Annotated in this window: 14 protein-coding genes and 2 pseudogenes; 9 read left to right on the forward strand and 7 right to left on the reverse strand. The window is 69.7% G+C overall.

From position 1 onward, the window contains the following. The first annotated feature begins 1 nt into the window (after position 1). The 4 genes and pseudogenes from O5O46_RS20745 to O5O46_RS20760 all read left to right on the forward strand — a co-directional run. Positions 2 to 994, forward strand: a complete 993-nt coding sequence (locus O5O46_RS20745; protein ID WP_269857013.1) for an alpha/beta hydrolase — start codon at positions 2 to 4, stop codon at positions 992 to 994. Beyond that, entirely contained in the window at positions 991 to 1,797 is an 807-nt protein-coding gene (locus O5O46_RS20750; protein WP_269857014.1) for a glycine betaine ABC transporter substrate-binding protein, read from the forward strand. The genes O5O46_RS20745 and O5O46_RS20750 overlap by 4 nt, the downstream gene beginning before the upstream one ends. 21 nt (positions 1,798 to 1,818) lie before the next feature. Beyond that, positions 1,819 to 2,853, forward strand: a complete 1,035-nt coding sequence (locus O5O46_RS20755) for a zinc-binding alcohol dehydrogenase family protein (protein WP_269857015.1) — start codon at positions 1,819 to 1,821, stop codon at positions 2,851 to 2,853. A 161-nt stretch (positions 2,854 to 3,014) separates the two neighbouring features. Then, a pseudogene (locus tag O5O46_RS20760) lies at positions 3,015 to 3,352 on the forward strand (helix-turn-helix domain-containing protein); the annotation flags it as partial. Positions 3,353 to 3,868: 516 nt separating this feature from the next. Here the strand turns inward: O5O46_RS20760 and O5O46_RS20765 are convergent. Next, positions 3,869 to 4,705, reverse strand: coding sequence for a helix-turn-helix domain-containing protein (locus O5O46_RS20765; protein WP_269857016.1), 837 nt, complete (start codon positions 4,703 to 4,705; stop codon positions 3,869 to 3,871). A 117-nt stretch (positions 4,706 to 4,822) separates the two neighbouring features. Between O5O46_RS20765 and O5O46_RS20770 the strand changes: the two genes are divergently transcribed. The 3 genes from O5O46_RS20770 (at position 4,823) to O5O46_RS20780 (ending at position 7,288) form a co-directional block, all read left to right on the forward strand. Beyond that, on the forward strand, positions 4,823 to 5,887 hold the full coding sequence (locus O5O46_RS20770) for an aldo/keto reductase (protein ID WP_269857017.1): 1,065 nt from the start codon (positions 4,823 to 4,825) through the stop codon (positions 5,885 to 5,887). A 274-nt stretch (positions 5,888 to 6,161) separates the two neighbouring features. Further along, positions 6,162 to 6,620: an NUDIX hydrolase gene (locus tag O5O46_RS20775; protein WP_269857116.1), complete on the forward strand. Its 459-nt coding sequence runs from the start codon at positions 6,162 to 6,164 to the stop codon at positions 6,618 to 6,620. A 314-nt stretch (positions 6,621 to 6,934) separates the two neighbouring features. Further along, positions 6,935 to 7,288, forward strand: a complete 354-nt coding sequence (locus tag O5O46_RS20780) for a hypothetical protein (protein ID WP_269857018.1) — start codon at positions 6,935 to 6,937, stop codon at positions 7,286 to 7,288. Between the two features lie 68 nt (positions 7,289 to 7,356). Here the strand turns inward: O5O46_RS20780 and O5O46_RS20785 are convergent, their stop codons facing one another. Next, positions 7,357 to 8,178 carry an SGNH/GDSL hydrolase family protein gene (locus tag O5O46_RS20785; protein WP_269857019.1) on the reverse strand — a complete coding sequence of 274 codons (822 nt, stop codon included), beginning with the start codon at positions 8,176 to 8,178 and terminating at the stop codon, positions 7,357 to 7,359. After that, positions 8,165 to 8,734 carry a PadR family transcriptional regulator gene (locus O5O46_RS20790; protein ID WP_269857020.1) on the reverse strand — a complete coding sequence of 190 codons (570 nt, stop codon included), beginning with the start codon at positions 8,732 to 8,734 and terminating at the stop codon, positions 8,165 to 8,167. Before O5O46_RS20790 ends, O5O46_RS20785 begins: the two co-directional genes overlap by 14 nt. A 92-nt stretch (positions 8,735 to 8,826) precedes the next feature. Here O5O46_RS20790 and O5O46_RS20795 point away from each other — a divergent pair, with 92 nt between their 5' ends. Continuing rightward, positions 8,827 to 9,258, forward strand: a complete 432-nt coding sequence (locus tag O5O46_RS20795) for a nuclear transport factor 2 family protein (protein ID WP_269857021.1) — start codon at positions 8,827 to 8,829, stop codon at positions 9,256 to 9,258. A gap of 367 nt (positions 9,259 to 9,625) precedes the next feature. Beyond that, the gene (locus tag O5O46_RS20800; protein ID WP_269857127.1) at positions 9,626 to 9,832 is read left to right on the forward strand and encodes a hypothetical protein; all 207 of its coding nucleotides are present in this window, start codon (positions 9,626 to 9,628) and stop codon (positions 9,830 to 9,832) included. A gap of 364 nt (positions 9,833 to 10,196) precedes the next feature. Here the strand turns inward: O5O46_RS20800 and O5O46_RS35355 are convergent, their stop codons facing one another. The 4 genes and pseudogenes from O5O46_RS35355 to O5O46_RS20820 form a co-directional block, all read right to left on the reverse strand. Further along, a complete protein-coding gene (locus tag O5O46_RS35355; RefSeq protein WP_333482410.1) occupies positions 10,197 to 10,478 on the reverse strand; it encodes a GNAT family N-acetyltransferase in 282 nt (93 codons plus the stop codon). A 141-nt stretch (positions 10,479 to 10,619) separates the two neighbouring features. Next, positions 10,620 to 11,266 (reverse strand): annotated as a pseudogene (locus O5O46_RS20810) (SDR family oxidoreductase); the annotation flags it as partial. A gap of 240 nt (positions 11,267 to 11,506) precedes the next feature. Then, the gene (locus O5O46_RS20815) at positions 11,507 to 11,908 is read right to left on the reverse strand and encodes a hypothetical protein (protein WP_269857022.1); all 402 of its coding nucleotides are present in this window, start codon (positions 11,906 to 11,908) and stop codon (positions 11,507 to 11,509) included. Between the two features lie 154 nt (positions 11,909 to 12,062). Then, positions 12,063 to 13,076, reverse strand: a complete 1,014-nt coding sequence (locus tag O5O46_RS20820) for a hypothetical protein (protein WP_269857023.1) — start codon at positions 13,074 to 13,076, stop codon at positions 12,063 to 12,065. Between the last annotated feature and the right edge of the window lie 40 nt (positions 13,077 to 13,116).

A 13,116-nucleotide genomic window follows, 5' to 3' on the forward strand; every position in this document is an offset into this window, starting at 1 on the left:
GATGTCCGACATCCCTGACCTGCTGGCGCCGGTGCTAGACCCGGCCGCGCAGGCGCTCGTCGGCCAGGCCGCCGCCGGTCCGGACCCACGGCGTCTGACGCCCTCGCAGATCCGCGCGGGGCTGGACCGGGCTCAGTCCGGCCCGGTCCCCCGACCCGGGGCACGCATCGATGACCTGACCGTGCCCGGTGGCCCCACCGGCCCGGTGCGCGTGCGCGTCGTACGCCCGCCCGAGTCGGCGGGCGTGGCCGGACTGCTGCCGGTGGTGCTGCACCTGCACGGCGGCGGCTGGATCGCGGGCAGCACCACCAGCCACGACCGGCTGCTGCGCGAACTCGCGTTGGGCACGGGGGCGGCCGTGGTCTTCGTCGACTACGCCCTGGCCCCGGAGGCGCCCTACCCCACCGCCCTCCAGCAGGCCGACACCGTCGCCCGCTGGATCACCGCGCACGGCCGCGCAGCCGGCCTGGACGCGTCCCGGATGGCCGTGCTCGGGGACAGCGCCGGCGGGAGTCTGGCCGCCGCCCTGACCCTGCTGGCCAAGGAGCACGGCGCGTTCTCCTTCGTCCAGCAGGTGCTGCTCTACCCGCCGCTGTCGGCGGACGGCGACACCGCCTCCTACCGGCAGTTCGCGCACGGCTACCTCCAAAGCGCCGACTACCTGCGCTGGTTGTGGCAGCAGTACATCCCCGACCCGGCCAGACGCACCGAGCCGACCGCGACCCCGCTGCACGCCCCTTCCGAGCAACTCGCCGGGCTGCCACCGGCGCTGATCATCACCGCCGAGGCGGACGTACTGCGCGACGAGGGCGAGGCGTACGCCGCCCGATTGCGCGCCGCCCAGGTGCCCGTCACGGCGGTGCGCTACCTGGGCACCGTGCACGCCTTCGTTGTCCTCAACGACCTGCGCGACACCCCGGCGGCCCGCGCCGCCACCGCCCAGATCACCGCGACGCTGCGCGACGCCCTCCACACGCGACAGGAATCCTCATGACCACCCGAACCCGAACTCCCGTGCCCGCACTGACCGTAGGCAACATCGCGCTCTCCTTCCACCGCGCCGCGGCGGCCGTCACCCGCCGCGTGCTGGAGGCCCACGGCCACCGGGTGCGCGGCCTCGAGGCCCCGCACGAGCAGCTCTTCCACCTCCAGCAGACCGGGGAGGTGGACGTGCTCGTCTCCGCCTGGCTGCCCTCCAGCCACGACGCCTACCTCGCCCCCTACCGCGACCAGGCCGTTGTCCTCGCTCCGCAATACGAGCCGTACTGCGTCTGGGCCGTGCCGCCGTACGTCCCCGCCGAGCTGGTCGGCGAGGTCGCCGACCTCGCCCGCCCCGAGGTGGCCGCGCGGATGACCCTCGCCATCGACGGCATCAACCCCGGCGCGGGCATCAGCAGATTCTCCACGCACATCGTCTCCGAGTACGGCCTCGACCGGGTCGGCTACACCTTCACACCCGGCACCGAGCCCGCCTTCATCGCCCGCGTAGAACAAGGGATCGCCGACCGGGAATGGTTCGTCATCCCGCTCTGGCGCCCGCAGTACCTCAACCGCTGCCACGGCCTACGCGCCCTCGCCGAGCCCAAGGGGCTGCTGGGCACCGTCGACGCGGCCAGTCCCGTCATCCGCCGGGAGTCCCTCGACCGCATCCACCCCGACACCCTCACCCGCCTCAAGGCCCTCCACCTGGGCAACGACGGCATCGAGGAACTCGACACGCTGATCAACGCCGACGGCCTCACCCCGCTCCAGGCCGCCGACCGCTACCTCACCGCCCACCCGGCACTGCTCCCGTAACACCTGACGAAGGAAACCGTCATGAGTGAGAACCACAGCACGACCATGCACGCGGTCGCCTACCGCAAGAACCTCCCGATCGACGACCCCCAGTCCCTGCTGGACGTCGAACTGCCGGTCCCTTCGCCCGGCCCGCGCGACCTGCTCGTCCAGGTCGAGGCCGTCGCCGTCAACCCGGTCGACTACAAGGTCCGACAGAACGCCGACCCGGGCGAAAAGCTCCGAGTACTCGGCTGGGACGCGGCCGGCACCGTCGTCGCGGTCGGCGAGCAGGTCGAGCTCTTCAAGGTCGGCGACGAGGTCTACTACGCGGGCGCGCTCGACCGGCCCGGCGCGAACTCCCAGTTCCACACGGTGGACGAACGGCTGGTCGGCCGCAAGCCGACCACGCTCTCCTTCGCCGAGGCCGCCGCGCTGCCGCTGACCTCGCTCACCGCCTGGGAGGGCCTCTTCGACCGCATGGGATTGCGCAACGGCGCCCTGGAACGGACCGGGGCCCTGCTGGTGACCGCCGCCGCAGGCGGGGTCGGCTCGATCGTCACCCAGCTCGCCCGCGCCCTTACCGGGCTGACCGTGATCGGCACCGCCTCCCGCCCGGAGACCGCCGCGTTCGCACGCCGGATGGGCGCCCAGCACATCATCGACCACCGCAAGCCCCTGGCCGCGCAGTTGGCCGAGGTAGCACCCGGCGGGGCGGACTACATCTTCAGCACCGCGGGCACCGACCGCAACATCGCGGCCTACGCCGAGGCGCTCAACCCCTTCAGCCAGATCGTCGCCATCGACGACTTCGACACCCTCGACATCGGCGCGCTCAAGCCCAAGAGCGCCTCATTCCACTGGGAGTTCATGTACACCCGCTCCATGTTCCAGACCCCGGACCAGGCAATGCAGCATCACATCCTCACCCAGGTCGCCCATCTCGTGGGCATAGGCGTCCTCACCACCACCGCCACCCAGGACCTCGGCCCCGTAAACGCCGACAACCTCCGCGAGGCCCACCGCATCCAGGAATCCGGGACGGCCATCGGCAAGACCACCCTCACTGGCTTGTGACAAAAGCTGCGACTCGGGCACCAGCGCCCGGCGGCTTGTCGGCCGCCGGGCGGTCAGACGCCCTCCGCTCGGCCACGACGCCTTGCAGGAATGCGCCGCCAGCCTGATAAGTGTGCGCCGCGGCGATGGAATTCTGTCCTTCGCCGCCCCGCCGCTGGTCCGCGACGGCGAGCGAGCGGCTGCGCGAGCACCTGCGCCCCAGGCTGGTCTTCGGCAGTGCCGGGCCCGACCGCAGCGTCGCCCAGAGCCTGCGTGACCTTCTCGACGAGCAACTGCGTGAGGGTACCGCCCTGGAAGAGGCCGCGCGCCTGGCCCACGCCCACCCGCGCATCTCGTACGTGCCTTCAGCGGCGCCTTCGGGATCGCCCCGCACCAGTACATGATGTCCCGCCGCGTCGACCTATCCCGCCGTCTGCTACTTGACGGACAGCCTCCAGGCGAGGTGGCGACCGCAGCCGGCTTCCAAGACCAGTCCCATCTCGCCCGGCACTTCAAGTGAGTCGTGGGCATCACCCCGGGCCGCCACGCCCGTACCGGAGCCGTCAACTGAGCATGGGCTGCCCCCGGCTTGCTGCTTGCTGCTTGCTGCTTGCTCCCCAGCGGGAGGCACACCAACGTCCTACGCAGCCACCACCACGCGCAGAGGACCTTGGTGACAACAAGTCTGCCTTTGTGACAACCATCATGCCTCGCCTCAACGGGTATGAACCGAAGCACGACAGTTGTCACCGGGGGCGCCTGCCGACCTGCAACTTCGGCGTTGAAGCACGGTGGTCGTCACCAGTTCGGCGCGCTACCTGTCACCAGCATCGCGCGAAGCATGGTGGGTGCCACCGGCTACGGCGGTCCGCCAGTCGCCTGAGCTGCACAGTGACTCAGCCAGCGAGCCTGGACACGTTGGTTGGAACCAGTGAAGGTCGGTGAGCTGTGGTTTCTGGTCCGTGGGACACGCTTGTTGGCACCAACTGGTCACGCTTCTTGCAACCCATCGGGGTTGTCAGTCCTCTTGGCCCAGTCACTGCGCGCACAGCCGGTCCAAGGACGCGCGGCTCTCCTCGTCCGCGGCGCGGTAGACCAGCAGGCGCAGTTGCGGGTCCTGGAGCGGCAGCAGGACTTCGAAGTCGACGGTGATCGCACCGGCGACCGGATGCCGCAGCAACTTTCGGCCGCGTCCGTTGACACCGACCTGCCGCTTCGACCACAAGCGGGCGAAGTCCGCGTCCTGCGCTGCGAATTCGGCGATGAGGCCGGTCAGTTCCCGGTCCTCCGGGTGCGCGGCCCATGCCGCGCGCAGGTGGGCGATCCCGTCCCGCAGCACCTGCTCCCGGTCGGCGTAGAAGTCGCGCATCGCCGGGTGCAGCAGGCACAGCCACATCGCGTTGCGCCGTGACGACGGCACCGCCTCGAAATCCGGTAGCAGCCGGGCCATTTCGGGGTTCCAGGCGAGGATGTCGTAGCGGTGGTCCAGCAGCATGGCCGGCAGCGGCGAGAGGTCAGCGACCAGGCGGCCCAGCGACGGCGCCGCACCGGCGGCCGGCCCACCGGTGGTGCGGGGGCGGCGGTGTCCGGCCAGGTCGAACAGGTAGTCGCGTTCGCTCGGATCCAGGCACAGGGCCCGGGCCAGCGCCGCCAGCACCTCTGCCGAGGGCCGCAGCCCGCGGCCCTGCTCCAACCGGACCACGTAGTCGGTGCTGACCCCGGCCAGTTCGGCGACCTCCTCTCGGCGCAGCCCCGGCGTCCGCCGGGGCCGGCGGTGCGACGGCAGGCCCAGCCGGTCGGGGTCGAGGCCTTCGCGCCTGCTGCGCAGGAAGGCGGCCAACTCCTGGGCGGTGTCCATGGTTCGGGTCGTCATGACCGGTCCAACCGCCAGGGTGGGATCGGTCTTCCCAGGAAGTGCCGTCCCTTACCCCCGGGCCGCCGCCGTCACAGACTCGGTGTCGGCAACGGACTTCGAGCACAGGAGGACCTGATGGCACTGACCCTCGACGCCTACCGGCTGCTGGGCCGCTCGGGACTGCGGGTCTCACCGCTGGCCCTGGGTACGGCGACCTTCGGCACCGAGTGGGGCTGGGGCGCCGAACGGGCCGAGGCCCGCAAGCTGTTCGACCACTACGTCGGGCTCGGCGGCAACCTCCTGGACACCGCCGACACCTACACCGACGGCAGCTCCGAGCGCCTGCTGGGCGAGTTCGCCCGCCAGGAGCGCGAACGCCTGGTGCTGGCGACCAAGTACTCGACGCTGCGCCGCCCCGGCGACCCCAACTCCGGGGGCGGTCACCGCAAGGCCCTGTTCGGCTCGGTGGAGGGGAGCCTGCGGCGGCTGGCCACCGACTACATAGACCTGCTGTACCTGCACGTGTGGGACTTCCGGACGCCGGTCGAGGAGGTCCTGCGCGGCCTGGACGACCTGGTCCTGCAGGGCAAGGTGCTGTACGTGGCGATCTCCAACACCCCGGCCTGGCAGGTGTCCCGGATGCAGGCGATCGCCGACCTGCGCGGCTGGGCGCCACTGGTCGCGCTGCAGCTCGAGTACAGCCTGATCGAACGCACCGCGGAGCGCGACCTGATCCCGATGGCCCAGGAACTGGGCCTGGGCGTGGTCCCGTACTCGCCGCTGGGCGGCGGGGTGCTCAGCGGCAAGTACGGCCGCAACGACGTGACCGCGACGGGCGACGGCACCGGCGACGGCACCCGCAAGGGCCTCAACCTCGCCCTGGGCACGCTCACCGAACGCAACCTGGCCGTGGCCGAAGTCGCCCGGGACGTCGCCGCCGATCTGGGCCGCACCCCGGCCCAGATCGCGCTGGCCTGGACCCTGCGCAACCCGGGCGTGGCGACCACGCTGATCGGGGCCCGCACCCCCACCCAACTGGAGGAGAACCTGGGCGCCTTGGAGGTCGAGTTCACAGCCGCCCAGCTGGCCCGCCTGGACGCGGCCAGCGCGATCGAACTCGGCCAACCGCACGACCTGCTGGCGAGCGACCACATCCGCCAGGTGACCACGGGCGGCCTGCGGATCGAGACCCGCCGCTGACGGCCAGCCGTCAGCGGCGGAAACCGGGGCCTGGAGCCGCGGTCGGTTCACCGCCCGGGCGAGCCACGTCCGGAACGCTTCCGCCGTCGGACTCCGTCGAACCGTAGCCATGGATTCGCCGCATTTCTTATCTTCGAAGTTGGCGAGTGAGTGGCCCTGCTGGAGGCGCCTGTGCTCAAAAGACCACCACCCGCCTGGTCACCGAAGCCGGCGGCGCCTGGAGCCGATACGCCCCTGGCGACCATGAAAGGCACAGATGACTGACAATGCCGGAATGACCCGACCCAGAATCCGTGTCGCCGCATACGTAATCCGGCATCGCGCCGTCCCCGAAGTCCTGGTGTTCGACCACGTCGGTATGCCCGAGGCCGGCACCCAAGTCCCTGCCGGAGGAGTCAAATCAGGCGAAGACCCGGAAGAAGCGGTCCTACGAGAGGTCGCCGAGGAGTCCGGTTTACTGACAGCCGCGATGGTCCGGCAGATCGCCGTGGAGGACAAGCCCCATCCCGACACAGGGCAGGCCCGACGAACCACCTTCTTCTTCCTCGAGGCGTCAGCAGAAACCCCCGATGCGTGGGACCACTACGTCAACGGCGACGGTGACGACGCTGGCCTCACCTTCACCTGCCGATTCCTCCCCCTCCCCCTGAAGGAACCACTGGCCGACGATCAAGACGCATGGCTGGGCCACATCGATCCACGTTGGACCACCGGAACTGGCGACAGTCAGTAATCAGGAGCCGGCTCCGTCCGCTGAATACGCGACACTTCGACATGCGGGCTCACCAGTCCCGAGGCCGGTCCAGTAGGCACGTTGCGCCCATGGTCCCTTTCGGGTCTGATCGCGCAGTCGCCGCCCGCCGGGGCGGTACACGCGGCTACGCTCGGCCGTCATGACGACGAGCGGGGCTCGGGTCAAGATCGGCGCAGCAAAAGCGGCGTGGGACCAGGCATGCATGCTGCGCTCAGGAGACGTCCAGAGGGCGTGGCCCGACCTAGCCGAGCGCATCGCGACAGCCAGGGTCTTCTACGCACGGACGAACTCGTATGGGGACGGTATTCCTGATCGGCAGTGCGCTGCAACGGATCGGCGCTGGCAGTCCCGACGGCACACAGTTGGCCGAGCGGTTCACCAAGACGCTGATGGACAAGGTCGGCCAGTGGGCCAAGACCGAGATGGTGGAGCCAGCCGACCTGCCGATGGTGCGCGAGGTCGTGAAGACCGTATTCGATGAGCACGGCCCGGTTGCTTGCCGGGATCAGACCGGGCCGGTCCCCGACAGCGAGCCGCAGGCGATGACGTGCGCACTCGCGCTCATCGCCGACTCGTGGATCAGGTCGACGGACCAGGAGCGTTGTGAACACGGGCTGCTGACCACGCTGGGCGGCGCCGTCGACTGATCCGGCCGCGCCACTGATGGCGCTCTTTGAATTTCCCCACTAGCTGCTCGTGCTGTCTGCAGACCTGCTTACCTGTGTTCCTCACCGTGGCGGGTGCTGCTGGGCACCTGTACGGGGAGAAGTTGTGGGCGCTTGGCGGTGCGGCCGTCGCCGGTTGACCTGCCGCGCAGGCGCCTGCTGAGCCAGGGGCCGAGGAAGGCGGCGGCCCAGCGCAGTTCGGCGGCGGCGGCCTTCCATCCGGCGGGCGAGGGAGTTGCGAGAGGGGGCAGAGGGTGTGTCCAGGCGTCGTCGCTGCCGGGCAGGGCCAGGGTGTGGGCGATGGCGTCAGCGATCCGCTGGTGGCCGAGGGGGCTGGCGTGGAGCCGGTCCGGGCTCCACAGGCGGGGGTCGGTGACCACGGGGTGGTGGCTGGTCTCGGCGACGGCGACGCCGTGGCGACGGGCCGCGCGGCGGATGCGCTCGTTGAGGGCGGTGACACGGGAACTGAGCGGCCGGGCGAGCGGAGTGATGCGCGTGAGGTCAGGGAAGGTGAGGGTGGCGACGCGGGCTCCCTGAGCGGTGAGGGCGACGAACATCGCCTCCAGATGGCCCGCGACTTCGTCGGCGTCGAACTGCGGCCGCAGCAGGTCGTTGACCCCGGCGACCACGGTGGCTAGGTCGGGGCGCAGGACGAGCGCGGGGGCGAGCTGCTCGGTGTGGACGTGGCGGACGAGGCGGCCCCGTACGCCCAGATTGGCGTACTGCATACCAGGGTTGTGCTGAGCGAGGTGTTCGGCGAGCCGGTCGGCGAATCCGCGCAGCCCCATGGTGTCGTCGCCGTCGCCGAGGCCCTCAGTCTGGCTGTCGCCCAGGGCGACATAGCGCAGGTAGTGCGCGTCACTGCTGGGCATGGCCGCCTTCTCTCTCGCGCAAGATGGTGGCCGTGCGTTCGCACCAGTCGTGGTTGCCTTGCTCGAAGGCGAGGCCGCGCAGGCATGTGAGGTACGGGCCGATGCGCTCGCCGTGGCGCAGGAACTCCTCTTCGGTGCGGTCGCCCCGCATGGTGCGCAGGAGCTTGTCGAACAGGTCGGCCTTGGCCCGGGCGAAAGCTGCGCGTTCGGTGAGCTGTTCGACCAGCGTCCGGGTGTCGATGTGGTCGGCGGCCTGGACCTTGACGAGCAGGTCGTCGCGGATGAAGGAGGGCTTGGCGGCGGCGACTGCGAAGTGGTCCAGTTCGGCCAGACCGGCGTCGGTGACCTGGAAAAGGCGCTTGTTGGGCCGGGTGTCCTGGACCACTTCCCGGCCGGTGATCAGTCCGTCCTTCTCCAGCCGGGTCAGCTCGGCGTACACCTGCTGCGGCTGAGCGTGCCAGAAGTTCGCCACACCGAGATCGAACGCCTTGACCAGTTGGTATCCGCTCAGCTCTTCATCGAGCAGCGCCGCGAGAACAGCGTGCCGCAATGCCATCGGGTCACCTCCTTCTTGCGTCTGTCCATGGACACACCTCATGCTACTCATGTATCTGATTACTCATATCGATGAGTATGGAAGGGGAAGCCATGACTACAGCGGAACGCTTCCGCGCCGCCGTCGACAGCCGCGACCTCACAGCCCTGGAGGACCTGTTCACCGACGACATCCGCTTCTACAGCCCCGTGAAGTTCACCCCGTTCGAGGGCAGGCCCATGGTGCTGGGCCTCTTCGGGGTCTTGCTGCGCACCTTCGAGAACTTCCGCTACATCGGCCACTACGCCGGCACCGGGGAGACAAGCGCCGACGGCATCGCCTCCCCCTCGGCGGTCCTGCTCTTCCGGGCCGCCGTCAACGGCAAGCAGATCCACGGCATTGATCTGCTGCACTACGACGAGGACGGTCGGATCAAGGAGTTCACGGTCATGGTCCGGCCGCAGTCCGCCGTCCACGCCCTGGGCGAGGCGGTCCTCGCCGGGCTGATCGCTGACGGTCTGCTCCCGCAGTCCGCCAATCAGTAAGGAGGGCACCCCGGGCTCCCGAGAGCAGCCGTCCCTGCCGATCGTCCGCACGCAAGCAAGTGGGGAAGGTGAACGCCCCTACGGAATTCCAGAGAGCGCCAACACCACAGCAGTGCGGCCGAAGGAGAGCGTCCATGCGCGCCCCTACGAGGGCCACCCCACCGACCTGGCCGAACTCCACGGCCGCCGCGTCATCGTCTGCTCCGAAGTCATGTGCCGGGCCCCACTAGTTGAGGTCAAGGGCGGCGGACGCGCCCCGCCGGGCCCCCGTGCGCCCTCACCCACAGGAGTGCATACCCGTGCGCTTCGCCCCGAGCAGGGTAGCCTCCGGGCGACACGCCTCCAACTTCCCACCAGGAGCGCCCCGTTGAAGAACTTCCGCCGTATCGCTACCACCGCCGTCGTCGGCGCCGTCGTCGCGCTATCCGGCATTACACTCGCCGGCCCTGCACAGGCCGCCACCCCTTCCGGCGATCACCGCGCCCACGACACCTGCCACTGCCAACAGGGCGTCACCGACATCGCCTTCACCACCGTCGAGGGCACTGTCGTCACCGTCGCCGGCGTGGTCTGACCGCTCTGCTCCGGCTCACGGCCGCCCGCCGCCCGGAACCGAATCCCGGGCGGCGGGCCGTAGGCGTGGTACTCGAGGTGCTATCCGGCGCAGGTCGTCACGGGACGAAATGGTTCGTCCGCATCCGACCGCTCGCGTTGGCGGCCTTGGGGACAGCCTCAGCCCACGGAGACGCCTTTGGGCGCATCCGCGCGAAGTGCCCGTAGGGCGGCCCAACGCCCAAGCACGGCCGGGAGTTCACGGTGCCGCCGCCATCGCCGATCGGCACTGAGCCTGGCATGTGACAGGCCCGTGCCGGTACGGGGGGAGAACCGGCGCCGGCCTGTGGCCGCTGTGCCACGCTCCGGGGCATCGCCTGGTGATGTCAGGCTCCGTGTGTTGTCCGTGGCGCGATCCTTCGTGCCGAGCGGTGCCGTTGATAGAACCGTTGCGCCGTTTCGTTGACCTGGAACGTCCACAGCGCCAGCCCATCTGACTGCCGCTGCTTGGCCAGTGACATCAACCGATCGCCCAGCCCCCGCCCGCGCCATGATGGATCGGGGTAGAGCTGCTTCAACTGCCCGCCGTCGAGCACCAAGAGAGCCCCATCCCCGCCTCCTATCGTCCGACCCTCATGCTGCGACAGGCCGATCAGCGTGCCGCGCACGCGCCCAGGCCGCTGTCAGCTGAGATGGTGGGAAGCCCGCTGGTGAGCGGCCGGTGCTCACCGATGGTCGGCCGTTTGACCCAGGGATGGTTGGCCACTGCGGTCTCAACGAAGACACGTGCCCAGCTGTAGGCAGATATCACGGCTCAGGGCGTCCGGCCCCGCGAGGTGGAACACACCAGCCGCGTCGGACAGCGCGATCTCCCACAAAGCGGCGGCCAGGTCTTCGACATGCACCGGGCAGCGGATGGCGTCGGTGAACAAGAGCCCGTCGCGGGTGCCATGCGCCAAGGCGTGCACCATGCGCTCATGCTCGGATTGGCCGTCTCCGCCGATGATCAGCGAGGTGCGGGCCACGGCGCCGCCCGGCACCAGGAGCCGCACCGCCGTCTCGGCGGCGGCCTTCGCGGCGCCGTACGGGGTGAGCGGATCGGGCAGGCAGCTCTCGTCGTAGCGGACGCGCGCACCGGAGAAGACTGCGTCGCTGGAGACGTGCAGCAGGCGGCAGCCCTGCTCAACGGCGGCCAGCGCCACGCGGACCGCGCCGTCGGCGGTGACCGCCCAGTCGGACTGGCCGCTCGACGCGTTGACCACGACCGACGGTGCACCTCGGCAATCACCCTGGCGACACGCACAGGGTCCCGGACGTCGAGCGGATGCCAGGCGACACCCGAGGCCCTGCCGGGCCGGGAGGCGAACGTCGCGGGCGTCTTGTGCCCCGCCGCGGTGGCCTGCCGGATCAGTTCCGCGCCCAGGAAACCACTACCCCCGATGATGAGAACCGTCACGAACCGACACGGTAGCTGCGGTTCGTGCTCATCGCGGATCGGCCACTGGCCGACGTGGGCTGGAGTGGGCGGCGGAATGACGTCGCCGTGCGGGTGCGGCTCCGGCCGTACTGCGTTCCGCCGTCCTCGGCGACCGGGGCTTGTCTCGCGCTCCGTATGAGCGCGGGACAGCATGGGGCATTGTCAGGCCCGGTGGTGCTGTCTCGCGGCCTGGTGTCCTACGCCCCCCAACTCGCTTAGCTACCCGATCCGTACGGTCGCCTGCCAGCGCTTGCCGTCGGACGTGCGACTGCTGAGCTGGACCGTTCCGGGTGCGGTTGCCACGAAGACACCGGGCGTCACGCCGACGGGCGGGGTGAGCACGCCGCTGTTGGCCGGGGCGAGGAGCTGCGGGGCGGAGCTGGTGACGGGACTCCACCGTGCCGACATCTGGGTGCCGTTGGCGGTGAGGAAGACATCGAGCTGCCCACCGACGCGAAGGCAGTACGTCCCGGAGTCGGTCTCGGTGAGCGTGCCCGCGGAGTGCGGCAGTTGGGCGGGCGGCAGCGTGCGACAGGCCACGGGACTTTGGGCAACGGCCTCATGACCGCATCCGGACAGCAACGCGGTCAGCGCCGCCAGTCCACCCAACGCGCACGGCATACGCAGCTTCCCGCACTGCCTTCGTTCCGACTTCGTTCGCCGCACACCATCACCATCCTTGACTGTCGCCGCGGGACATATCCCGTATGGCCGTCGCTGCCCCTGCTCAAGCGAGGGACAGCGACGGCACTTCACCTGTGGTACGGAACGGGGCTCAGCCCTGGTTGCCCGAGCTGACGTAGTGGGTCACACAACCGCCCGCGCCGCCGCTGAAGTTGTTGCTCCACAGCGACTGGACTGCGAAGTTGGCGCCGTTCAACGCGACGATGGACGACGCACCCTGCCCACTGGAGACCCAGGCGCACTTGTCGCCGGTCTCGGACCCGGTCGAATCAACCCAACCGCTGCTGGGCGCCGGGTCGGTGAGGGTCTCGGCGTACTCGTGACCGCCGACGATGGTCACACCCTCGGTCGCCCCGTTGACCCCGCTGCTGCCGGTGGACACGAAGTTGGCACCGCACCCACTGCCCGCGTCGGGGACGTACGGCATGTTGGTGTACGGCAGGTCGGCGCCGTTCGACGCGGTGGTGTGGTCGTGCCAGGCGCAGTAACTCGTCTTGAAGCCCTGCGGGACGACGCCGTGTGGTGCGTCGACGATGATCTCGACGTTGTCGCCCGATACGCCGAAGTGGGAAGCCGCCTTGACCGCTTCGGCGGCGATCTGCGACGAACTGGGCTTGGACGGTGCCTGGATTGAGCTGTCCAGCCAGGTGCCCGCGACGGGGTTGGACGCCGGATGTCCGACGGCTGTGCCCGCACCGTTGCACTGGGTGGTTCCGACGGCGACGCCCTCGCAGTACTGGGTCTGGCTGTTGGACCAGGCGTCACCGCTGCCGTAGGTGTGCTGGAAGAACGACAGCTGCAGCTTGGCTTCACCTGATGGGTCGTTGGTCACCGTGGAGCCGGTGCCCCACTGGTTTCCCCAATAGACGATGTAGATCGTGGGATTGGTGACGACGGACCCACCGCCGTACGCGAGGTTGCCCCCGGACGCCGAGGCCTTTGCCACGGCGCGGGAATGCGGGGCCATGGGATGAGCGGCCTTTGCGGACGCGCCGGCGGGCGCGGCGAAGAGCAGGGCGGATGCCGCCAGCGAGGCGGCCGCGATGGTGGCGAGGCCGGCGCGGCGCGACAGCATGTCTCTGGTGCGGGGTGTGCTCAGCAACATGGTGTCCTTCTGTGAGGGTTGCCAACAGGGGGCGATCGGG

Origin of the sequence: Streptomyces sp. RPT161 (assembly GCF_027533845.1) — a bacterium.
GTDB classification, from domain to species: Bacteria; Actinomycetota; Actinomycetes; order Streptomycetales; family Streptomycetaceae; genus Streptantibioticus_A; species Streptantibioticus_A silvisoli_A.